This is a genomic window from Kitasatospora sp. NPDC042419 (genome assembly GCF_056437345.1).
The window spans coordinates 255817-278793 of sequence record NZ_JBWKAW010000006.1; the positions used below are offsets into that span (position 1 = coordinate 255817).

The 22977-nt window shown below is 74.7% G+C and carries 12 protein-coding genes; 4 read left to right on the forward strand and 8 right to left on the reverse strand.

Annotated elements, in window-relative coordinates; translation table 11 throughout:
* Positions 1 to 3: 3 nt before the first annotated feature.
* Both AC067J_RS15515 and AC067J_RS15520 read left to right on the forward strand, forming a co-directional pair.
* Positions 4 to 3711: an acyl carrier protein gene (locus AC067J_RS15515; protein WP_478299360.1), complete on the forward strand. Its 3708-nt coding sequence runs from the start codon at positions 4 to 6 to the stop codon at positions 3709 to 3711.
* Complete coding sequence (locus AC067J_RS15520; RefSeq protein ID WP_478299362.1) at positions 3711 to 8462, forward strand: condensation domain-containing protein; 4752 nt, start codon at positions 3711 to 3713, stop codon at positions 8460 to 8462. The genes AC067J_RS15515 and AC067J_RS15520 overlap by 1 nt, the downstream gene beginning before the upstream one ends.
* Positions 8463 to 8831: 369 nt before the next feature.
* On the opposite strand, the gene AC067J_RS15525 is transcribed toward AC067J_RS15520, so the two are convergent.
* The 5 genes from AC067J_RS15525 to AC067J_RS15545 form a co-directional block, all read right to left on the reverse strand.
* Positions 8832 to 9359, reverse strand: a complete 528-nt coding sequence (locus AC067J_RS15525; RefSeq protein ID WP_478299364.1) for a hypothetical protein — start codon at positions 9357 to 9359, stop codon at positions 8832 to 8834.
* Between the two features lie 1270 nt (positions 9360 to 10629).
* Complete coding sequence (locus AC067J_RS15530) at positions 10630 to 11805, reverse strand: RHS repeat-associated core domain-containing protein (protein ID WP_478299366.1); 1176 nt, start codon at positions 11803 to 11805, stop codon at positions 10630 to 10632.
* Positions 11806 to 12065: 260 nt separating this feature from the next.
* Complete coding sequence (locus AC067J_RS15535) at positions 12066 to 13349, reverse strand: ATP-grasp domain-containing protein (RefSeq protein WP_478299368.1); 1284 nt, start codon at positions 13347 to 13349, stop codon at positions 12066 to 12068.
* 8 nt (positions 13350 to 13357) lie between these two features.
* Positions 13358 to 15829 (reverse strand): ATP-grasp domain-containing protein, encoded by a 2472-nt coding sequence (locus AC067J_RS15540; protein WP_478299370.1) that lies wholly within the window; start codon positions 15827 to 15829, stop codon positions 13358 to 13360.
* Positions 15830 to 15882: 53 nt separating this feature from the next.
* On the reverse strand, positions 15883 to 17211 hold the full coding sequence (locus AC067J_RS15545) for a condensation domain-containing protein (protein WP_478299372.1): 1329 nt from the start codon (positions 17209 to 17211) through the stop codon (positions 15883 to 15885).
* 222 nt (positions 17212 to 17433) lie between these two features.
* On the opposite strand from AC067J_RS15545, the gene AC067J_RS15550 reads away from it, so the two are divergent.
* Positions 17434 to 18474 carry an LLM class flavin-dependent oxidoreductase gene (locus tag AC067J_RS15550; RefSeq protein WP_478299374.1) on the forward strand — a complete coding sequence of 347 codons (1041 nt, stop codon included), beginning with the start codon at positions 17434 to 17436 and terminating at the stop codon, positions 18472 to 18474.
* A complete protein-coding gene (locus AC067J_RS15555; RefSeq protein WP_478299376.1) occupies positions 18471 to 19001 on the forward strand; it encodes a flavin reductase family protein in 531 nt (176 codons plus the stop codon). Before AC067J_RS15550 ends, AC067J_RS15555 begins: the two co-directional genes overlap by 4 nt.
* A gap of 99 nt (positions 19002 to 19100) precedes the next feature.
* Here the strand turns inward: AC067J_RS15555 and AC067J_RS15560 are convergent, their stop codons facing one another.
* The 3 genes from AC067J_RS15560 to AC067J_RS15570 all read right to left on the reverse strand — a co-directional run bounded on the left by AC067J_RS15560 (position 19101) and on the right by AC067J_RS15570 (position 22937).
* The gene (locus tag AC067J_RS15560; protein WP_478299378.1) at positions 19101 to 21008 is read right to left on the reverse strand and encodes an AfsR/SARP family transcriptional regulator; all 1908 of its coding nucleotides are present in this window, start codon (positions 21006 to 21008) and stop codon (positions 19101 to 19103) included.
* Between the two features lie 406 nt (positions 21009 to 21414).
* Complete coding sequence (locus AC067J_RS15565) at positions 21415 to 22002, reverse strand: vitamin K epoxide reductase family protein (RefSeq protein ID WP_478299548.1); 588 nt, start codon at positions 22000 to 22002, stop codon at positions 21415 to 21417.
* 98 nt (positions 22003 to 22100) lie between these two features.
* Positions 22101 to 22937, reverse strand: a complete 837-nt coding sequence (locus tag AC067J_RS15570) for a DsbA family protein (protein ID WP_478299380.1) — start codon at positions 22935 to 22937, stop codon at positions 22101 to 22103.
* Positions 22938 to 22977: the final 40 nt, after the last annotated feature.

Consider the following 22977-nt stretch of genomic DNA (forward strand, 5'->3'; position numbering starts at 1 on the left):
CCGATGAACCGCCTGCTGCCGGAGCTCTTCCTGGAGCGCGCCCGGGAACACCCCGACGCCCCCGCGGTCCTCGCCGGGACCGGGGAGAAGCTCACCTACCGCGAGCTGGAGCGCTCGGCCCGGCGGGTCGCCGGCGCCCTCGCCGGGCTCGGCGCCGGACCCGAGTCGGTCGTCGCCGTCCTGATGGCCCCCGGGCCGCGGCTGGTCGAGACGCTGCTCGGTGTCTGGCTGGCCGGTGCCTGCTACCTGCCGCTCGACCCCTTCGCCCCGCCCGCCCGGCTGCGGCAGGTCGTCGAGGCGGCCGGGGCGAGCCTCACGGTCGTCGACCGGACGTGGGCCGACCGGGCCGCCGGGCTCGCCCCGGCGACCACCGCCCACCCGGTGGACGACCTGCTCGCCACCGGGGACCCGGACACCCCGCCGCTGCCCGCCACCGGTCGGCGGGCCGCCTACGTGATCTTCACCTCCGGCTCCACCGGCGCGCCCAAGGGCGTCGTCGTCGACCACGCGGGCATCGCCAACCGGGTGCGCTGGGGCGTCCGGGCCCTCGGCCTCGGCGCGGACGACCGGGTCCTGCAGAAGACCCCGCTCACCTTCGACGCGGCCGGCTGGGAGATCTTCGGCCCGCTGGTCTGCGGGGCCCCGGTGACCTTCGGCCGCCCCGACGCGGGGCGCGACCCCGCCGAACTCGTCGCCTCGATCCGCGAACAGCGGGCCACCGTGGTGCAGGTCGTCCCCACGATGCTGCGCCTGCTGGCCGCCGAGCCCGACCTCGCCTCCTGCACGACCCTGCGGACCGTCTGCTCGGCGGGCGAGCCGCTGCACGCCGAACTCTGCCGGCGCGTGCTCGCCCAGGTCGACGTGGAGATCTGGAACACCTACGGGCCCACCGAGTGCTCCATCGACGCCCTGGCGCAGCGCTACGACCGCGCGCAGCTCACCGGGGCCGTCCCGATCGGCGAGCCGATCGACAACGCCCGCGTGCTGCTCCTCCCCCCGGAGGGCGGCGCCGGTGAGCAGGGCGCCGTTGAGCAGGGCGCCGGTGAGCAGGGCGCCGTTGAGCAGGACCGGAATGACGCCGGTGAGCCGGGCGGGGAGGACGGCGGTGCCGCTCCCGGCGAACCGCTGTACGAGCTCTACCTGTGCGGCCCCGGCGTCGCCCGCGGCTACCACGGGGACCCGGCCCGCACCGCCGAACGCTTCCTGCCGGACGCCGCCGGCCCGCCCGGGGCCCGGATGTTCCGCACCGGTGACCTCGTCCGCCGCCGCCCGGACGGCGCCCTGGAGTTCGCCGGCCGGGCCGACGACCAGGTGAAGGTCAACGGCATCCGGATCGAGCCCGGCGAGGTCGAGGCGGCCCTGGAGAGCCACCCCGAGGTGGTCGAGGCCGCCGTCCGGGCGGTCGACGGACCCGACGGCACCCGGCGACTCGCGGCCTGGGTGGTCACCTCGCGGCGCGGCGCGGCCGCGGACCTCGTCGCCCACCTGCGCGACCGGCTGCCCCCCGCGCTCGTCCCGGCGCTGGTCACCGAGACCGACGCGCTGCCCCGCACCAGCAGCGGCAAGACCGACCGGGCCCGGCTGCCCGAACCCGACTGGTCGCTGCCGGCCCCGCGCCCGGCCGCCCTCCCCGGTACCCACCCCGCCGCCGAGCCCGTCGCCGAGCCCGTCGCCCCGGCACCGCACACCGCCGAGGAGCGGATCGTGCTGGCGGCCTGGCGGCAACTGCTCGACACCGACGGGATCGGCCTCGACGACGACTTCTTCCGCCTCGGCGGCCACTCGCTGATGCTCACCCGGCTCGCCGCCGCGCTCACCCGGGCCTCCGGGCTGGACGTGCAGCTGCGCGACCTGCACTACGCGTCGACCGCGCGGCAGCAGGCCGGACTGCTCTCCCGGGCCTCCGCCGCGCAGCCGATCGAGGCGTTGGCGCCCGGCGCCCGGCTGCCGCTCTCGCACGCGCAGGAACGTTTCTGGGTCCTCGACCGGATGGCCCCCCGGAGCCGCGAGTACCTCCTCCCGATCCTGGTCTGGCTGCCCGCCGAGGTGCCCGCCGACCTGGTCGAGGACGCGCTCGCCCGGCTGGTGGAGCGGCACGAGGTGCTGCGCACCCGCTACGTGATGGACGGCCGGGGCCTGGCCGCCGTGGTCGAGCCCGCGGCGGCCGCCCCGGTCAAGCTGCGCACCGTCGAGACGCCCCCCGACCAGGTCGCCGAACTCGTCGCCGAACAGCTCGGCGAGGGCTTCGACCTGGCGACCGCACCGCTGTTCCGGGCCGCCCTGCTGCGCGACGGCGGGCCGGAGCAGCTGCTGCTGCTGGTCTGCCACCACATCATCGGCGACGGCTGGTCCTCCCGGCTGCTCGAACAGGAGCTGCGCGAGACGGTCGCGGCACTCGGGCAGGGCCGCGAGCCGGCCCTGCCCGAGCCGCCGCTGCGGTACGTCGACGCCGCCGCCTGGCTCCGGGCGCAGCTGACCGACGACCTGTTGGAGGAGCAGCTCGCCTACTGGCGCGAGACCCTGGCCGACCTGCCCGCGCTGGAACTCCCGACCGCCCGCGAGCGCGCGGAGCAGCGCCGCATCGACGGTACCGGGGTGGTCGTCGACCTTCCCGCGCCGTCCGTGGAGGCACTGGTCGCGCTCGGCCGCCGGACCGGGGCGACCCCGTACGTGGTCTTCCTGACGCTCTGGACGGTCGCCCTCGCGCGGGCCGCCGACCAGTGGGACTTCGGGACCGGCTCGCCGCACGCCGGGCGGGTCCGCCCCGAACTGCACGGCGTGGTGGGCCTCTTCCTCAACACCGTGGTCCTGCGGCCCCGGCTCACCCCGGACCTGCCCTTCGAGGAGGCGCTGGCCGTGGTCGAGGAGACCTGCCGGGAGGCCTTCGCCCGGCACGCGGCCCCCTTCGAGGCCGTCGCCGAGGCCGTCGCCCCGGCCCGCGACCTCTCCCGGACCCCGCTGTTCCAGAACCTCTTCGCGCTGACCGGCGACGAGGCGATCGGCCAGGTCCCGCGCCGCCGTGACCTCGAACTGCTCGGCGAGGCCTGGACGGTGTCCCGCACGGACCTCGCGCTCACGCTCTGGCCGTACCCCGACGGGAGCTACGGGGGAGCACTGGAGTACTCCTCCGCGCTCTACGACGAGGCGGTGGCGGCCGAGCTCGCCGGGCGGCTGCGCGACCTGGCCGAGCGGTTCGCCGCCGACCCGGGACTGGCCGTCGGCGCGACCTTCCCGTCCCGTCCGGACCGGACGGACGACACGGACCCGACGAACACCACGGAGAGCACGGAGATGACGGAGTCGGCGCAGGCGACGGCGGTACCCGGGGTGACGGCGGCCGAGCCGGGGACGGCCGCGGACACCGCGGCCGGCGGACGGGAGACGATCCTCGGCTTCGTCCGAGAACTGCTCGAACTGCCGGACGTCGGCCCCGACGACGACTTCATGACCCACGGCGGCAACTCGCTGCTCGCCGCCCGCCTGCTCTGGAACATCCAGACCACCTTCGGCGTGGAGGTGTCCATGCGGGCCTTCTTCGACCGTCCCACGGTGACCGACCTCGTCCGGGAGGTCGAGGAACTCCTCCGGGAGTCCGCCGACGCCCCGGACACCCACGCCCCGGACACCCACGCCCCGGACACCCACGCCCAGGACGCCGCCGACCGGCAGGCGTCCGACCGGCACGCCGACTCGAACGGGAAGGACACGTGATGGCGGCCGCACCGGCACCGGGACGGCGGACGATCGAGCGGGCCGACCGCAGCCGCCCGCTGCCGCTCTCCTCCGGCCAGCAGCAGATGTGGCTGCTCCACCAGCTCGCCCCCACCAGCCGGGCCTACCTGATGACCTGGACGCTCCGGCTCACCGGGCCGCTGGACACCGAGGCGCTGCGCCGCGCCTGGGAACGGCTGGTGACCCGCCACGAGATCCTCCGCACCCGCTACGGGCAGATCGACGACGAGCCCCACCAGGTCGTCGACCCGCCCGGGCCGTTCGCGCTGCGCCTCGTCGACCTGGCCGAGGAGCCGGCCGCCGACCGCGAGGAGCGCGCCGGGCAGATCGCCGAGTGGGAGCGGCGCCGGCCCTTCGACCTGACCCGGCACCAGCCGGTTCGCGTCACCCTGATCGCGGTCCGGCCGGACGTCCACCTGATGGTCGTCAACATCCACCACATCGCCGCCGACGAGGACTCCTACCAGGTGATCGTGGCGGAGCTCGCCGCGCTCTACGGCGAGGAGAGCACCGGGACGCCCGCCGGGCTCGCCGAACCGTCCGTCCAGTACGCCGACTTCGCGGTGCGGGAGCGGGCGCGGACCACGGACACCGCGCTCCGCCCGCACCTGTCCTACTGGCGCGACACCCTCAAGGACGTCCGGGACCTGCCGCTGCCGCTGGACCGGCCGCGCCCGGCCCGCGCCGACCGGCGCGGCGGCCTGGTCGAGCTGACGGTCGCGCCGGAGACCGCCGCCGGCATCCGCGCGCTCGCCTCGGCCGGCCGGGCCACCCCCTTCATGGTGCTGCTGGCGGCCTACCACGTGATGCTCGCCCGGCTGACCGGCAGCGACGACGTCGCGGTGGGGCTCCCCGTCTCGACCCGGACGCCGGACCTGGACGGACTCCTCGGCTACACCGTCAACACGGTCGTCGTCCGGTCGCGGCACACCGCCGGACAGACCTTCAGCGACGTGGTCGCCCGGATCCGCGAGGGCGTGCTCGACGCCTTCGACCACCGCTTCGTGCCGTTCAAGCGGGTGGTCGACGAGGTGAACCCGGCCCGCGGCCTCGACGGCAACCCGCTGTTCCAGGCCGCCTTCGACATGGAGGCGGCCGGCGAGGACGGCGGCTTCCGGCTGCCCGGCCTGACGGTCGAGCGGACCGGCTCCGGCGTCGCCCCCGACGCCAAGTTCGACCTGAACATGCACGTCGCCGCCGTCGACGACGGGCGGTTCGTCGTCCGGCTGGAGTACGCGGCAGCGGTGCTCGACGAGGCCACCGTCAAGGGCTGGGCCGCGGCCTGGGAGCCGCTGCTCGACACCCTGGTCCGCGACCCGCTGGCGCCGCTCGCGCCGCTCCCGGCCGTCGGCGAACCCCTCACCCGGTCCTGGGAGGAGCCCGGCGCCCCCGACCGGGCCGCAGCCCCGGAACAGGACGACGTCCCGGCCCCGGCCCCGGGCGTCACCCGCTCCACGGCCGCGCTCACCGAGACGCTGCACCGGATCTGGGCCGAGGTCCTGGAACTCGACGCCGTCGGCCCGCAGGACAACTTCTTCGACGTCGGCGGGGACTCGCTGCGCGCCGTCGCCCTCTCCGGCCGGCTCCGCGCGGAGGGCCTGGAGGTGTCGGCCACCGACATCTTCGCCTACCAGAGCATCGAGGAACTGGCCGAGTGGTGCGCCGGGCAGACCGCCGGCACCGGGCCCGACCTGCCCGTCCCGCTCGCCCCCTTCGCCCAGCTGTCCCCGGAGGACCGCGCCGCCCTGCCGCCCGGCACGGTGGACGCCTACCCGCTCACCGCGACCCAGCTCGGCATGCTGATCGAGCTGCGGGCCCGGCCCGACGTCAACACCTACCAGGACACCACCTCCTACCTGGTCCGCGACGAGGAGCCGCTCGACCACGCCGCCCTCCAGCAGGCCGCCCAACTGGTCGTCGACCGGCACGAGGTGCTGCGCACCGGCTTCGACCTGAACCGCTACTCGGTGCCGCTCCAACTGGTCCACCGCACCGCCCGGATCGACGTCGGCGTCACCGACCACGGCGTCCTCGGCCCGGGCGGCTGGCGGCCCGCCCTGGAGGAGTACGCGGCCGGCGAGCGCCGCAACCCGATGGACACCGCCGCCGCTCCGCTGATCCGCGTCCACGGCCACCGCGCCGAGGACGCAAAGGAGTGGTGGATCACCATCACCGAGTGCCACCCCATCCTGGAGGGCTTCAGCTTCCACACGATGCTGATGGAGATCCTCACCGGCTACTACGAGCTGCGCGCGGGCCGCACCCCCGCCGAGCCCGAGCCGGTGCCCTTCCGGTACGCGGACCACGTCGCCGCCGAGGCGGCGGCCCGCGAGTCGGAGGAGCACCGCGCCTACTGGCGCGGCGTCGTCGAGGGCCGGACCGGCACCGCCGTGCCCACCGCCTGGCAGGGCGACCGGGCGCTCGCCCGCGAGCGGTACCAGCACATGCTGGACTTCCGCGACCTGGAGGACGACCTGCGCCGGCTGGCGAGCGAGACCGGCACCTCCATGAAGGCGGTGCTGCTGGCCGCCCACATGAAGGTGATGAGCGCGGTCGCGGCGACCGAGGACTTCTACACCGGGCTGGTCTGCGACACGCGGCCCGAGGTCCTCGGCGCCGACCGGGTCCTCGGCATGTACCTCAACACGCTGCCGTTCGCGATGCCGACCGGGGCGCGCACCTGGGGCGGGCTGGTCAAGGCGGTCTACGACGGCCTCACCGGGCTCTGGCCGCACCGGGTCTTCCCGATGCAGGTCATCCAGCAGGAGTTCGGCCCCGGCGGCCGGCTGCTGGACGTCTTCTTCAACTACCTGGACTTCCGCCAGGTCGACAAGAGCCTGATCGACGAGGACGCGACGTACAACGACAACGACAACGAGTTCGCGCTGCACGTCTTCACCATCTCGGGCATCCTCAAGCTCAACACGACCAGCCACCGGCTCAGCCGGGCCGCCGCCGTCCGGCTCACCGCCCTCTACCGGACGGTCCTGGAGCGGATGGCCCTCGGCCCGGAGGGCGACGCCCGGGCGGACTGCCTGCCGGCCCGGGAGCGGGAGAGCCTACGGGTCCTGGACCGCACGACGGACCCGGTCGGTGCCCAGGCCGGCGTCCCGGCCGGCGACCCGGCCGACGCCCTGACGAAGGGCCTCACCAAGGGCCTCACCAAGGGCCTCACGATGGGCCTCGCGAAGGACCGGACGGACAGCCGCCCGGAGACCGTCACCGAGGCCTTCGCCCGCGCCCTGGCCGAGCACCCGGACGCCCCCGCGCTCCGGTACGGCGACCGGGTCACCGCCTACCGGCAACTCGACGCCCGGGCCGAGGAGATCGCCCGGGGCCTGCGCGACCGGGGCGTCGGCCCGGGATCGCTGGTCGCGGTCGCCCCCGAACGCGGGCCCGACACGGTCGCCGCCGTACTCGCCGTCTGGCGCCTCGGCGCCTCCTTCGGCCTCGCGCCGGACGCCTCCGGCAGCCCTGCCCTACCCGTCCTGCCCGTCCTCGCCCAGCCCTCGGTGATCGCCGGGGACACCGCCTGCGTCCTGCCCGGCACGGCCGGCACCCCCGACACGGCGGTGACGCACCGCGCCCTCGCCCGCGCCCTGCACCGCGTCCGGGCCGAACTCGACGCGCGCGGCGCCGGCTCCGGCCGGGGCTCGTCCTGGCTCTGCGCCGCGCCGCCGGTGACCTCCGCCGGGCTGGTCGAAGTGCTCGCCGCGCTCACCTCCGGGGCCTGCGCCGTCCTCACCTCCGCCCCGCTGCCCGAGTCGGTCCCCGAGATGCGGGAGCTGATCGCGGGCGGGCAGGTGACGCACCTGTGGACGACCCCGCTGGTCGCGGAACGCGTCCTCGACCCCGCCCCGCGGCCGGTCACCGTGCTCCTCGGCGGCGACGTCCACGCCGGCCCCGCCCCGGCGGCCGGCCTGCGCTCCCGGGCCAGGGTGATCGACGTCCTCGGCGGTGACGGGCTGATCGGCCCGGTCGCCTTCGACGGCAGGCCGGGGCGCGGCCTGGCCCTGCGGATCGCCGACGACCGGCTGCGCCGGCTGCCGGTCGGCGTGGTGGGGGAGCTCTGCGTCGAAGACCCGGACGCGGACGCCCCTGCCCCCGGCAGCCCGCCCCACCCCACGGGCCGGCTGGCCCGGCTCGGCCGCAGCGGGCGGCTGGAGCCGCTCGGCCCGGTCGGCAGCCCGCACCGGACCGCCGAACTGCTCGGACTGCACCCCTCGGTGCGGGACTGCCGGGTGGTGGTCCGCCAGGACCCGGCCGGCCCACGGCTGATCGGCTACGCGCGCACCGCGACCGAGGAGTTCACCCCGGACGAGGTGCGCCGGTCGCTCGCCGAGCGCAGGCTGCCCCGCCACCTCATCCCGGACGCGCTGGTCGTGCTCGACGAGTGGCCGCTGACCGCGTCCGGCACGGTCGACGAGGACCGCCTGCCCGAGCCGTCCGCCACGCCGACCGCCGACGGGACGGACGAACTGCCGTGGGACGACCGCTTCGAGGGCCTCCTGCGTGACGTCCTCGCCGCCTCCTCCTTCGAGGGCGAGCTCGAACCGGACGTCCCCCTCGCCGATGCCGGGCTCAACTCGATGGCCACCGTCGGCCTGATGGTCGCCGTCGAGCAGCTCTACGACATCGTCTTCCCCGACGACTTCCAGGTCGTCGACATGTTCCGGACACCCCGGATGCTCTGGGAGGCGGTCAACAGCCTGCGTACGAACGGTATCTGACGGACCACCACACACGAGCCGGGGCCGGCACCGACACAACGTCGGCGCCGGCCCCGGCCGTTGAGGAAGAGCGCGGCGAAGGCGCACACCGCCTCGCCCTCCACGGAGAAGCAGCCCCGGGACCACGGCCCGGCGTTGCACTTGGCCGGCGGACACAGAAACGCCCACCAGCATCCCGACAATCCGAATCGGCCCGCCAGGCGAAACCGACGGACCGTCACGAAAGATCGAGGCCAGTCAGGCAAGGAGGTCCCGGTAACCGCCTTCCAGTGCTGGTGACGTCGTTGGTCGTCCTGAATTCCACCCTCCGAACACGGCTGAGCAGCCCTACTACCGGCCCTCGGGGACGCCGCCGAGGGCCGGCAGCCGTCACGTCGCCTGGCCCGGCGTCGGAATGGAGTCGACGAGACGGTCCACCGCGCGGTTCCGCCTCCAGAAGGGGAATCGGGGCAGCCGGTGAAGTGCGTCAAGGCTGGCCGCCAATGCGGGCGAACCCAGATGAGCCCGTCTGCCGGTGCTCTCAAGGCGACGAATGAACCGACACAGAGCCGCCGGGCTCCACCAGTCTGGGGATCGGTCCGGCACGGCGAACTTCCACGTCCGCGGCGGGCCTTGCAGCGGCCGCACACGGATCCACGACTCCGTGGTTCCGGGGGCACGATAGGTGAGGCCGCCACCGACAGTAAGGAGGAACATGGCGATGTTCAGTGCCGAGGACTTGAAACCGATTTCCTGGAAATCTATTTCGATCCACCCTATCTCATCCCAGCGAAAACCCTCCCCCGTGCCATGTTGAATGCCGTTCTGATCGAATATCAGCGACCTTCCGGCCTGGTCGCGAAGGTCGAGACACGCGAAGTCCACCGCGCATCGAAGCGGACCGTACGCCGTGTTCATTCACACCCCCTTGAATGCGGCTTCTGCCTGCCCGGCGACCTCGCGCCGTCGGCCAGGCAAGGCCTTCGAGCCGGTGCCACTGGTCAGGCCTGGGATTCCCGGTACCTCCTTCCTCGTCGGGCCGAGGCGTCGCGGCGTTCCCCGAGCCCGTGTTCCGGCGTCGAGGTCGTCTGCTTCCAACTGGGCTCCTGAAGCCATCCTCCTGCGTCGGTCTGACGATCGCGGTCGAGCAGCTCTACGAAATCGTCTTCCCCGACGACTTCCAGGTCGTCGACATGTTCCGCACCCCCAGGATGCTCCGGGATGTGATCAACGACCTTCGCTCGGAGGATATCTGACGTGCCACCACCTACGGCCGGGGTCGGTGCTCACAACGCGCCGGCCCCGGCTCCACCAGTCCCGGCGCCGGCGACCTCGGGACCTCGTCCAACCCGACTGCCCCGGCGCGCGAGGAAGGCATCCATGTCGGGCCACTCGGACGGACGACGATCGACAGATTCACGCATCGGGCTCCACCAGTGACCGACACGCACACGGTCAGCCGCTCTCAGGCCGGTGTCCGACACCGTCCCCGCGCAGCGCAGCGCAGCACGGACCAGGGCAAGGTCCTTGGCGGGGATGGCGAGTTCCCAGTGGCGATCGGCGGCCTGGAGGGACAGTAGACGGAACACCCCTCCGTCGATCGCTCGGCTTCCCGGACCGGCGACCGGCCCGGCCCCACGGACGTGGAACGGAGGAACCAGGGAGACGTCCTCGCCGGATCCGCCGAGGAGCCGAAACGGCCGCCACACCACCGGCGGCGTCTCGTCAGGATCCAGAATCAGCGAACCGCGTCGAAAACGGTGGCCGTCCCGTACGAATGCGGAGACCTCGCGAGCCTCGCCGGCGTTCAGTGCTACGACGTCCGCCCGGGCGCGATGCCCGGCGTCTCCGGTGAGCAGCCCGATGAGGCGACTCGGGTGAAGGAACAGATCCGTGAAGGTCTGCGTCCCTGCGGCCCGTCGTGGCTTCCGTCCCACCGTCGCCCCCTGCCTGCCGGTCGGTCGGATCCAGAGCAACGGGGAGGCGGGTATGCGGTCTCGGATCCCCAGCCACCATGTCCGCATGACACAGGTGGTCTTTTCGTGACCTCCCGCCCGGTCGCTCCTTCGCCGCACCACCCCGAATCGGTGGAGCCGATGGCCGGCCCTTTCCGTCACCGCGCTACGACGGTCCCGAGCGCACGAGGTCCGGACGGCAGGCACCGGAGGTCAGACCGGTGGATCAGGGGCTACCGCCTGGCGTTGCACTTGAATTGCCCGCTGATCTGCTCAACCGAACGTACACCTTTGACGGTCCAGTAGTGGTCGGGTTCGAGGACTGCCGCGGCGGCTTTCTCCGTGTCGGCCACGTCCCCCGCCGAGCCGCGGTCCGAGCGGTAGCCGATCTCCAGGAGCTTCGGAAGTACCGGTACCTCCTCCTGGACGGTTCGCTCGGCGAAACCCTCCGGAACCCATCCCGGGCCTCCGGACTCCGATGTCCCCAGGACCACGACTCTCCCGGCAATCGCCTCGGAGGATGTCGGATGTGCCGCATCGAACAGCTCCCTGCGCGCACCTGCTACATCGGCACCCCGTACACCGATGATCGATTCTCCCGTACGCGGGGTGTTGTACAGCAGTGGGGGCGTCCCTCCGCCCATCGTCGCTTTCAAGCCCCACTTCGGCGAGGCTCCGAGGCCAAATCCCGTCGCGCAGCCCCGGCCCCACAGCGCGCCGCAAGCTCCCCCCTTGGCCACGGCGATGGCGGTCGACGGCGCCCACCGCCCGACGCCTTGGCGCCGCTCCGCAGACGACGACACCGCATAGTGCCCGACCAGACCACCGGCGAAGATGGCAGCTCCTCCGACCATCACCATAGCTCCGCCACAAGCGACGGTGGCGACACAGGTGCCGACCGCCATCGCAGACACAGCGCCGACTCCCATGTCTACCAGTTTGTGCTTCCAGTTGGCCCCCCAATCCCGCTTCGTCTCGTTCCATCGGTTTTTCACGTCATTCCACTGATTGCTCGGGCTCAGTGCCCCACGGGCACTCCGGCAAGAACCGTTCTTATTCTTGCCGAACCAGCAGACCCGGCCGTCGAGGTCGTACTGGTTGATCGGGTCGCCAGAGGAGTACTCGTAGGCGTTGGCGCTACCGCCAGGTACCGGGTCGACGGAGAGGAAGCGGCCGGTGGTGGGGTTGTAGAGGCGGACGCCCATGAGGACGATGCCGTCCTGGGTGTCGGCGGAGCGTTGCTTGGCGCCGAGCCAGCCGTAGCGGGTGGCCGCCTGGCCTGCGGCCGGGTTGCCGTACTCGTCGGCGTCGAGGAGGACGGGCGTGGTCAGGGCCGGGTCGGTGACGAGCACCACCGAGCCGAAGAGGTCGGTGAGTTGGAGCTTGACGGTGGTCGCGGTGGAATTCATTGTTCCGGATCGAACTTCCGAACGGGGTCGACAACGGGGCCGACAGGTGCAGGTCCGGTCCGCTCGCCGACGGGAACGATTCCGCTTGTGTCGCCCTCTTGCGGGCATGAATTCCCGCCGTGCGGCCGGAGAACAGAAAATTCCTCCACCCGGCAGGTGGAGGAATTTCGGGGTCCGCTTTCCGGGGAAAGCGGACGCGGCCCGGCCGGAGCCGGGCCGCGTCGCTGGTGGGCCGCGTCGCTGCCGTGGCCGCGTCGGGGCTACGGCAGCGGGTCGACGACGATCTCGATCGCCCTCGCGGCGGCCAGGGCGTTGGCCGCGGCCTCCTCCCGGTCGGCGCCGTACGCCACGATCTCGCCGACCCGGGCCCCCGAAGCGGTCAGCGGCGGCACCGTCCCGCCCGGCTCGACGGACACCCAGCTGTACTCGACCCCGGGCGAGGCCCAGGCGGCGTCGACGCCGCGGACCTCGCGCACCACGCCGGGGGCCGCGTCCAGGAAGCGGACCGCCGCTCCCCGCACCGGCGCCGCGGCCATCTCCGGCGCCTTCCCCTCCAGTACGTCGAGGTAGCCGCGGAACAGGTCGCTGCCGTAGGCGAGCCCGATCAGGAACGGGATGTAGCCGCCGGGGAGCCGGGCGGCGCATTCGAGGAGGTGCGGTTCCCCGTCGCGCAGGATCCACTCGGCGTGCAGGATGCCGGTGCGGAACCCGGTCGCGGCGACCAGCGCGTGCATGGCCGGCTCCGCCGCCGCACCGGCCGGGGCCGGCACGATGTGGCCGCGCTCGACGGGGTGCGGGCCGGGGTAGAGCTGCGTCTCGGTGGTGTTGAGGAACACGACGCGGCCCTCGTGCACCAGCGCCTCGACGCTGAACTCGCCGCCGTGCAGCCACTCCTCGACCACGTAGCCGGCCGGGCCCGCGTGCGGGGTGCGCAGGTGCGGCTGGTCGGCCGCCTCCGTCCGCTTCCAGGCCTCGTCGATGTCGTCGTCGGGGCCGAGGAGCTGGACGCCGAGGCTGCCCTGGAGGTGGGTCGGCTTCAGGACGCACTCGCCGCCGTGCGCGTCGCGGAAGCGGGCGACGTCCTCGGGGCCGTCGATCCGCTGCCAGTCCGGCTGGGCGACGCCGGCCGGCCGGGTGGCCTCGCGCAGCAGGGCCTTGTCGCGGAACAGCCGCACGGCCGCGGGCCCGCCGTTCGGCAGCCCCCACGCCTCGGCCAGTTCGGCGGCCGGGACGACCGTGTACTCCAGGGCGGGCAGGACGGCGCGGACGGCCGCGGGCCGCTCGACGTGGTCCGCGAGCCGCACCGCCCCGTCCTGGACGGGGGCCGCGACGAACCCGGCGGCGCAGCGGAACCGGGGGAGCTGCCCGGCGACGTCCCGGGCCTCGCAGATCGCCGGTTCCTCGACCACCAGGACCGAGCCGGCGGGCAGGACCCGCTCCAGCTGGTTCAGCAGTCCGACGCTGAACCCGACCACGACGTGGGTGACTTCGGGCGAGCCGGTGGTGTCGGGAGAGATTTCGGGGGCGGTGTCGGGAGAGTCCATGTGCGTGTTCACGCCTCCTCGGCGGGGGTGATGGTTGCTTCGATCCGGTTCAGCGCTTCGGTCAGGGCGCGATCGCAGGCGGCGGCGTCGGGGCCGGTCGCGACGACCGCGGCCAGCCGGGGCACCACGCCGCGGGGCGGGAGCAGCAGTTGCTGCCCGGGCTCGGCCAGGGCCACCACCCGTTCCACGCCCGGTACTTCGCGTGCTCCGGCGACGTCCAGCCGGGCCACCGTGCCGTCCTGCCCGGGGTAGAGGAACCGCACCTCGGCGCAGTCGTCCCGGGTCGGCCGCAGGTCGGGGGCCAGGCCGAGTGCCGTGTCCATGGCGGCGGCGGTGAGGTCGACGCCGGTGGCGAGCCTGCCGAGCAGCGGGATGTAGTCGCCGCCGAGCCGCCCGTTGAGCTCCACCAGGCGCGGTCCGCGTGCGGTGAGCCGCAGTTCGGCGTGGGTCACGCCGGTCGTGACCCCGAGTGCCGCGTGGATCCGGGTGACGAGGTCGGTCAACTCGTCGGCCCACGGCTCGTGGTGCCACGGCGAGACGAGGTGCCCGACCTCCTCGAAGAACGGGGGGTAGCCGATCCGCTTGCGCGCCAGGTTGACGCAGTGCACGTCGCCGGCGAGGACCACGCAGTCCAGGCTGACCTCCGGGCCGTCCAGGTACTCCTCGATCAGCAGGCCGTCGAGCGGGTCGAGGCCGGCGAACGCGGCCCGGTCGGCGTGCCGGTGCAGCGCGGCGAGTTCGGCGGGCGAGCCGGCCAGCACCACGCCGCTGCTGCCCGCCAGGGCGCGCGGTTTGACCACCACCGGGTAGCCGATCCGGTCCGCGGCCGCGAGCGCCGCGTCGAGGCCGTGCGCGACCGCGTAGCGGGCGGACGGCAGCCCGGCCCGCTCCAGCAGCTGCCGGGTGCGGAGCTTGTCACGGCAGTTGCGGACGGCCTGCGGGGTCATGTGCGGGAGTCCGAGCCGCTCGGCGGCCTCGGCGGTCCGCTCCAGCAGCACCTCGCTCCAGGTGAGCAGGCCCGCCGGTGCCGCGTCCCCGGCCAGGGCCTCGGCGACGGCCCGGGTGAGCGCGTCGACGTCCTCGGTGTCCGCGACCAGGTGGCCTTCCAGGTAAGGCAGTTCCCAGTCGGCCGGGGCGTCGTTCACGGTGGACACCCGGCCGTGCGCCGCCGCGTCCCGGAGCGCGTACTCCCGGTAGACGCGGCCGCCGGTGCCGATCAGGACGACGTGGGGCGGGCGGGACCGGTCGACCGGCTCGCAGCGGTAGTCGAGCCGGGCGGCCGTGCGGGTGATCGCCCGCTCAACCTCGGCGGTGCCGCGCCCGCGGAAGCGGAACCGCGCACCGGAGTGCTCGTACCCGGGGAGGTCGGCGAGGAGGCTGCCGGGCGCCGGGAGCCGCTCGGCGTACGGCCCGTCCGCCAGTCCGGTCTGCGGTGTCGCGGCGACGACCCGGCACGGGCGCTCGGCGGGGGTCGGGACCAGCAGCCAGCCGCCGTACTCGCCGTCTCCGCCGTCCTCCTCCGGACCGGCCGGGAGCGGGAGGGCGGGCAACGGGCGGCCGAGCTGGATGTCGACGGCGGCGGCCATCAGGTCGACGCCGTGCACCTCGCGCCAGACGAACGGGACCTCCGCCCCGCCGGGCCGGGCGCCCACCTCCAGGACGTGGAACTCCGGTTCGGAGCCGTCCTCGGCGGCGAACAGTTCGAGGTGGAACACCCACGGGTCGGCCGACATCGCCAGGACGGCGCGCCGGGTGAACTCGCCGACGGCCTTGAGCAGCACGGGGTCGTCGATCTCGACCGAGCCGAGCGCGTCCCCCCGGGTGAAGTCCAGGCAGGTGTTGAGGTAGCGGGAGGCGCGCCAGACCCGCAGGTCGCCGTCGGCGGCGACCCCGTCGACGTGCAGGATCCCGTGCGGCAGGTACGACTGCACCAGCAGGGGGACGCCCGGCGGGAAGACGTACCCGGCCAGGTCGGCCGGCCCGTCGAGCCGGGAGACGTGCGAACTCGCCGTCCCGCGCACCGGTTTGAGGATAACCGGCCAGCCGTGCCGGCCGGCGAACTCCGCGACGGCCGGGTGGTCGGGGGCGGGCCCGGTGGGCGGCACCGGGACGCCCTGCGCGGCGAGCCGCCGGGCCATCGCCAGCTTGTCGCGGAACGGCCGGAGCCGGGCGGGCGTCTCGCCGGGCACGCCCAGCTCCTCGCGGAGTTCGGCGGCGACGTCGAGGTCCACCTCGTGCAGCGCGACGATCCGTGCGGGCGCGCCGTGTTCGGCGCTCAGCCGGTCGACGGCGGCCCGCACCGCGGCGCGGTCCTCGGTGCTCGGCACGACGGCGACGGCGGCGGCCGAGGCCGGCAGCGCGGCCCGGGCACGCGGGGTCGTGACGTAGCTGACCCGGTGCTCGGAGTGGTCCAGGTAGGAGGCGTAGTCGGCGTAGGAGTCGGTCCACCGGTGGAGGACGACGACATGGTCGGAGGGCACGGGCGACTCCAGGGACGGCGGGCGGGGAACGCGGGGGCGGCGGTGACGGCCGGTCAGGGGGCGGAGCCCGCCAGCCGGGCGACGGTCCCCCGGAGGAGGTCGAGGGTCAGGGCGTCGGAGAGGCCCATGGTCCGCAGGCGCAGGTCGAGCGACTGCTCGCCCGCGTTGGTGACGCGCAGGTAGCAGGGGTGTCCGATCAGGGAGAAGGGGACCTCACGGATCGGCCCGGACTCGTGGTCGGAACAGGGCGGCGGCGCCTCGCCCGGCAGGAAGTTGAACGCGAAGGTCGCCTGGTGGGGCGTGCGGCCGCGGCGGACGGTGTCGCGCAGCGCGTCGACCTCGTCCACGTCGTACATCCCGTACCGGAAGGCCGTCAGGCTCCGGGTGTGGACGTGTGCGGCGTACGGCCCGAAGGCCTCCGGGCCGGCGTCGAACGAGGCCGTCGCCCACTGGTTCATGGAGCTGACCACGCCGTTCCACGGCGGGACGAAGCGGTTGGAGGACATCAGCTGCCCGACCAGGTCGCCCGGGCCGGCTGCGAGCGCCACGGTCCGGGCGAAGGCGGCCAGCACCACGCTGGACAGCGGCACGGAGAGCTCCTCGGCGAGCCGCCGCGCGGCGGCGTGGGCCTCCCGCGAGCGCACCGTGTACTGGTGCGCCTCGCCCGGCGCGGAGCCGCCCTGCGCACCGCTCGCGCCGTCACCGCCGCCGCTGCGGCCGCCTTCGCTGCCGCCACCGCCTTCGCTTCCGCCGCCGCCCGGTGCGCCGAGCTGCGCGGCGGAGAGGCCGAAGATCCGCTCCCAGTACCCGGTCAGCGCCGCACGGCGGGCCCCGCGGCCGGCGGCGTGCTGCCACAGCGCCAGCTCCCGGGGGGTGGGCGGCGGCGGGCCGTCCACCGGCTTCCCCCGCTCCAGGGCGGCCTGGAACTCGGAGGTCAGGATGCCGATGCTCCAGCCGTCCGCGACGATGTGGTGCTTGACCACCACCACCGCGCGGGGCCGGCCGTGCTCGGTCGCGACGCGGAACCGCCAGGCCGGTGCGGCGGTCAGGTCGAAGGGCTCGGCCGCCAGCGCGGCGGCCACCTCGTCGAAGCTCTCGGCGGTGCACTCGACCGCGCCGGAGTCGATCCGGTCGAGGGTCGGCAGCACCCGCTGGGTCGGCGCGAACGGGTCCGACAGGTCGTAGACGGTCCGCAGCGACTCGTGGCGCGCGGCGAGCGCGCGGACGGCGTCCTCCACCTCGGCGACGGTGACCCCGGCCCCGTCCCCGGGCGGTACCCACACCGTCCGGACGTTCGCCTCGTGCCACCGGTGCCGCTCCAGGTGCCGGACGTCGCGCCAGACCGACAGCTGGCCGTACGACAGGGGGACCGGATCGTTCACGACGCGCTCCGTTCGTTCGTGTGGCGCCCGACTCGCGCCCGGGGGTGACGCCGGGTCAGCCTAGGAGCGCCGCCACGGGCGGGAACAGGCAATCGGGCGGCAGTCGGGGCCGCGGCGGGCAGGCAGCAAAGTTGCCTGCCGACTACCTGGACGCACCCCGGGGGGCAACCCACTGTGGGGGTCAATCCGAGACCCGTCGGGCCGACGACGAGAGGTGATCCTGTGGCCGAGGAAACGCCGGAACTCCGGCTGTTCGCGACCGTTCCGCCGCTGACCGCGGACCGGGACGGCTACCTCGGGACGGTCCGGCGGACCGCCCGGCTGGCGGAGGCGGCCGGCTTCCGGGGCGCGCTCGTCTACTCCGACAACAACACCGTCGACCCCTGGGTCGTCGCGCAGGAAGTCCTCACCGCCACCGAGGACTTCGCCCCGCTGGTCGCCGTGCAGCCGGTCTACGCGCACCCGTACGCGGTCGCCAAGAAGATCGCGAGCTACGGCGTGCTCCACGGGCGCCGGATCGCGCTCAACCTGGTGGCGGGCGGCGTCGTCGGCGACCTCGCGGCCCTCTGCGACGAGACCCCGCACGACGACCGCTACCTGCGCCTCACCGAGTACGCGCAACTGGTCGTCCGGCTGCTGTCCGGCGCCGGTCCGGTGACCTTCGAGGGCCGCTACTACAGCGCCCGCAACCTGCCGATGGTCCCCGCGCTGCCCGCCGGGCTGGCGCCCGAGCTCTACATGTCGGGCTCCTCCGAGGCCGGACGCCGGGCCGCCGGGGAGCTCGGCGCCGTCCCCGTCCGCTACCCCCTGCCGGCGGGACCCGGCACCGAGGGGGACCTCGGCGCACTCGGGGGCGGCGGCGTGCGGATCGGGATCATCGCCCGCGACACCGACCACGAGGCGTGGACCACGGCCCACGAGCGCTTCCCGGCGAGCCGGGCCGGCCGGCTCGCGCAGATGCTGGCGCGCAGCGTCTCCGACTCCGAGTGGGTCGCCCGGCTCTCCGCCAGCGACGAGTTCCCCGGCGGGCCGGACAGTCCCTACTGGATGGGGCCGTTCCTCAGCTACGCGACCTACTGCCCCTACCTCGTGGGCAGCCACGAGAAGGTCGAGGCCGAACTCGCCCGCTACCTCGGCGCCGGATGCCGGACCTTCATCCTGGACACCGCGCGCGCGGAGTCCGACCACGCCGCCGCGGCGGCGGCCTTCGCCGGCGCCCTGCGCCGCCTGGACGGGCCGCGCACGGCACCGGTGCGGCCGTGAACGCCGACACCGGTACCGGCACCGGCGTCGGCGTCGACGTCCCCGCGCCGCCGGTCACCGACCCGCGCGCGCTGCGCCGCCTCTTCGGCGCCTTCCCGACCGGCGTGACCGTGCTGGCGGCGCTGGTCGACGGCGAGCCGGCCGGCATGACCGCCTCCTCCTTCGTCGCGGTGTCGCTGGACCCGCCGCTGGTCTCCGTGTGCGCCGGGCTCTCCTCGACGACCTGGCCGCGGCTGCGCCGCGCTTCCCGGCTCGGCGTCAGCGTGCTGGGCGGCGGCCAGGAGGGGGTGTGCCGGCAGCTGGCGGCGCGCGGAGTCGAGCGGTTCGCCGGGCTGGACTGGCACCGGACCGGGGAGGGCGCCGTCCTGCTCGACGGTGCCTGCGCCTGGTTCGACTGCTCGGTCGACCGCGAGGTCGCCGCCGGCGACCACCGGATCGTCCTGCTGCGGGTGCACGGCATGGGCGGCGACCCGCAGGCCCCGCCGCTGGTCTTCCACGGCAGCCGCTACCGCCGGCTCGCCGGCTAGCGACCGCCGGCCGGAGCCCCGGGCGGCGACCGGGGCGGGGCCCGGGACAGGGGACGGCGCCGCCGCCGGCACCCGGGCCGCGCCGACCGCGACCGCCGGCTAGCGCGCGCGGCGGGCCGTCACCGGGACCGGGATCCGTCGCCGGGGGGCCCGCCCGCCGTCGGCGGGGCCCGCGCGGCCCGCGCGGGGGCGCGGCGGCTGCTGGTAGGCACCCTCCCGCGCGTACAGGTGGATCAGCCGGGGCATGGCGTAGACCGCCCGGTGCGCGGTCACCTCGTCCACCGGGGAGGTGACCATGCCGGCGCCGATCAGGGCCTCCAGCTGCCGCAGTGCGGCTCCCTCGTCGCAGCGGAGCGCGGCCGCCGCCTCCGCGAGGGTGAACGGCCGACCCAGCGGGAGCCGGCCGAGGAGCAGCAGGGCGTCCCGGCCCGACGGCGTCAGCTCCCGCCAGCAGCGGGCGAGGTGCGGACGGACGGCGACGTCGCCGGCGGCGAGTTCGTCGAGGACGGCGTCCGGGTCGGCCAGCCGGGCCGCGTACTCGCGCAGTGGGAGGTGGCGCAGGACGGCCAGCTTCAGCCCGCTCGCGCGCACCGCGAGGGGCAGCATCCCGGTCGCGTCGACGATCTCCTCCGCGGCCGCGAGGTCGCTGCGCAGCCGGTCCGGGCCGATGATCCGGCCGAGCAGTTCCAGCGCCTCGGCCGGCGAGTAGGGCGGCGGTTCGACCCGGTGCACGGGTGCCAGGCCCGCGAGGCGGACGCGCGAGGTGACCACGGCGGCGCTGTCGCCGTCGGCCGGCAGCAGGGCGCGGGCGACCGTCTCGTCCGGGACGTCGTCGAGGATCAGCAGCACCCTGCGGTCGGCCAGCCAGGCGTGCCAGCGGGTGATCGTCCGGCAGGGGTCGTCGGCGGACTGCTCGGCGGCCATCCCGGCCAGCCGTGCGACGTCGGCCAGCACCTCCTGCCACGGCCGGGGCGTTCCGTCCTCGGTGCGCGACCGCACCAGCAGCCGGCCCTCCGGGAAGTCGGCCTGGAGCAGGTGGGCGATGCGGACGGCCAGCGTGGTCTTCCCGATGCCGGCCGGCCCCACCAGGGCGGCGACCCGCCCGCCGTCGGCGAGCAGTTCCCGCAGCTCGCGCAGCTGCTCGGCGCGGCCGGTGAAGTCCGCGGTGTCGGGCGGGAGGACGGTCCGGGCGGGGCCTCCGGCCGGTCCGGACCGGCCGCCGCGGCGGGCGGCCAGGATGCGGCGGTACTGCCGCTCCAGGGCCGGGCTCGGCGACAGGCCCAGCTCGCGGGCGAGCAGCTGCCGGTAGCGGTCGTAGGCGGCCAGCGCCTCGGCCTGGCGGCCCAGCACGTGCAGGGTGTTCATCCGGGCCGCCAGCAGCCGTTCGCGCAGGGGGTGGCGTTCGATCAGCTCGCCCACGCCCTCCGCGACCGCGGCGATGGCGCCGCCGCGTTCCAGTTCCGTCTCGGCCCAGTCCTCGTAGCCGCTGAGGCAGCGTTCCTCCAGCCGGGCGGCCTCGGCCCGGACGGTGGGGGAGCAGTGCAGGTCGGCGAACGGGTCGCCCTGCCACAGGTCCACCGCCTGCCGGAACAGGGCCGCCGACGCGTCGAGTTCGCCGGCGGCCGCGGCGGTCCGGCCGGCCTGGGCGAGGTCCTGGAACCGCAGGACGTCGTACTCCGGCCGCTCCACCCGCAGGCGGTAGCCGCCGTAGTCGTGGACGATCCGGGCGCGGTCGCCGTCGCCGCCCTCGCCGGCCTCGTCGCCGAGGAGTCTTCGCAGGGCGGAGACGTAGACGTGGAGGTTCTTGCGGGCCGTCCGCGGCGGTTCGTCCTGCCACACGGCCTCGGTCAGCAGGTCCAGCGAGACGGGGCGGTTGGGGGCGCAGAGGAGCATGGCCAGCACGAGGCGCTGCTTGGGAGGCCCGAGCGGCACCGGTCGTCCGGCGACCGTGACCCGGAGGGGACCGAGGGTCGAGAACCGCACTGTGGTCCGCCGCTGCTCGTCCAAGGACTCCTCCAACGGGTGTCGGTCGCGGTGGCCGGCGTGGCGGGGGAGTCGGCCGGAGGCCGCTCGCACCGGGCCGGTCCGGCCGGCGCCGTACCAGGGGGCGGGCCGCCGCCCCCCAACCATGATCTTCCCGATCCGCGCGCGGCCGGACAACGGGGGACCGTGCCTATGTTCTGGCCCCCGCCCCCGACCAGTCCGGTCCGTGCACCCCCATGAACCGGACAGGCCAAGCGTCCGGCACCGCGTACGCCGCCGCCCGCCCGGGCCGGGCGCGTGCGAACCGGCCACCGCCCCCGGAGGGCCGGTGGCCGGGACCGGGTCAGGCGGCCGGGACCGGGTCCGGCGCGCGGCGGCCGGTCCGGTGCGCGCCGGCGCCCGGTCCGGTACGGGGCGCCGGGCCCGCCGCTCAGATCAGCGTGCGCCAGTAGTACCAGAAGCGCGCGAGGACCAGCAGGGCGATCACCGCGTACCAGAGCGCCGGCACCACCCAGTGGTAGCGGCCCGCCTCGCGGACCGCCGGGCGCAGGGCCCGCGGCACCCGGATGACGCCGGAGCGCAGGTTGTGCAGCGTGGTGTACCAGAACAGCGGGATCATCGCCGCCCAGACGACCATGCAGTACGGGCAGAGCGCGCCGATCCGGTACAGCGCCTGGTACATCAGCCAGCTCACGAAGCCGATGCCGAACACCGTCCCGGCCTGCAGGCCCAGCCAGAACCAGCGCCGGTAGGAGGCCCCGGCCAGCAGTCCCGCGCCGATCGCGACGACGACGGCGAAGCCGGCCAGGCCGAGCAGCGAGTTCGGGAAGCCGAAGGCCTCGGCCTGGTCGCTGCGCATGATGGAGCCGCAGCTGATGATCGGGTTGATGTTGCAGTTGGGGACGTAGGACGGGTCCTCCAGCAGCCGGATCTTGTCCAGCGTGAGGACGGCGGAGGCGAAGAGGCCGAGTACCCCGCCGATCACCAGCAGCAGGGCGAACGGCCGGCTCGCGCCGATGCCGGCGCGGCGGGCGGGCGCGGCGGCGCCGTGCTCGGGGGCGGGGGCGGGGCCGGGGCTGGGGGTCGGGCCGGGGCCGGGGGCCGGGACGGCGGAGGTCACCCGGTCACCTGCTTGACCATCGCGGTGAAGCGCTCGGGGGTGGCGGGTGCGCCGCCGGAGAAGACGTCGAGCTTCTTGCCGTCCAGCCGGACGGTGGGGGTGCCGGTGACGCCGCTCTTGTCGAAGGCCTTGTTCACCTGCTCGGCCCACGGCACGTACGTCCCGTCCTGGACCGCCTTGACGAAGCCGTCGGTCTTCAGGCCCGGCACCTGGCCGGCCAGGTCGAGCAGGTGGTTGACGTCGGCGAAGGCGTCGTCCCGCTCGTCCGGCTGGTTGGCGTAGAGCACGTCGTGGAACTGCTTGAACTTGTCCACGCCCTCGTTCAGCGCCGCGCCGGCGGCGGCCAGCGCGGTCCGCGAGCCCTTGCCGCCGAGGCCCTGGTCGAGGAAGGTCGCCAGGTGGTACTCGATCTTGTACGTGCCCGCGTCGGCGAGCTGCTGCATGGTCGCGCCGGTGGTGGTCTCCAGCTGCTCGCAGTACGGGCAGCGGAAGTCCTCGTAGACCTCCAGGGTGTGCGGCGCGTCGGCCTTGCCGTAGGTGATCACGGTGCCGTCCGCGCCCACGTTGGCCGGGGTGACCAGCGGGCCGGAGGCCGCGGTGTCACCGGAGCCGGAGGAGCCGCCGACGGCGAAGGCCACGCCGGCCGCGAGGGCCAGCACGACGGCGGAGGCGGCGCCGACCACGGTGCGGCGGCGGATCCGGGCGGACCGCTCGGCGCGCTCGCGCTCCTCGCGCATCCGCTCGGTGGCGGCCCGGCGGGCGGCGGCCCTGGTGGAGCTCTTGGCGTTCTTGGCGTTGCCCGGGGTCTTCGGGGTCTTCGGGTTCGTGCTCATGGGGAAGTCGTCCTGGTGCTCGTGGCGTGCGTGCGGGCGC

Bases quoted from the DNA above. Each gene is read 5' to 3' on its own strand.
- AC067J_RS15515 (WP_478299360.1), top strand. From the start codon at position 4: ATGAACCGCCTGCTGCCGGAGCTCTTCCTGGAGCGCGCCCGGGAACAC.
- AC067J_RS15520 (WP_478299362.1), top strand. From the start codon at position 3,711: ATGGCGGCCGCACCGGCACCGGGACGGCGGACGATCGAGCGGGCCGAC.
- AC067J_RS15525 (WP_478299364.1), bottom strand. From the start codon at position 9,359: ATGAACACGGCGTACGGTCCGCTTCGATGCGCGGTGGACTTCGCGTGT.
- AC067J_RS15530 (WP_478299366.1), bottom strand. From the start codon at position 11,805: ATGAATTCCACCGCGACCACCGTCAAGCTCCAACTCACCGACCTCTTC.
- AC067J_RS15535 (WP_478299368.1), bottom strand. From the start codon at position 13,349: ATGGACTCTCCCGACACCGCCCCCGAAATCTCTCCCGACACCACCGGC.
- AC067J_RS15570 (WP_478299380.1), bottom strand. From the start codon at position 22,937: ATGAGCACGAACCCGAAGACCCCGAAGACCCCGGGCAACGCCAAGAAC.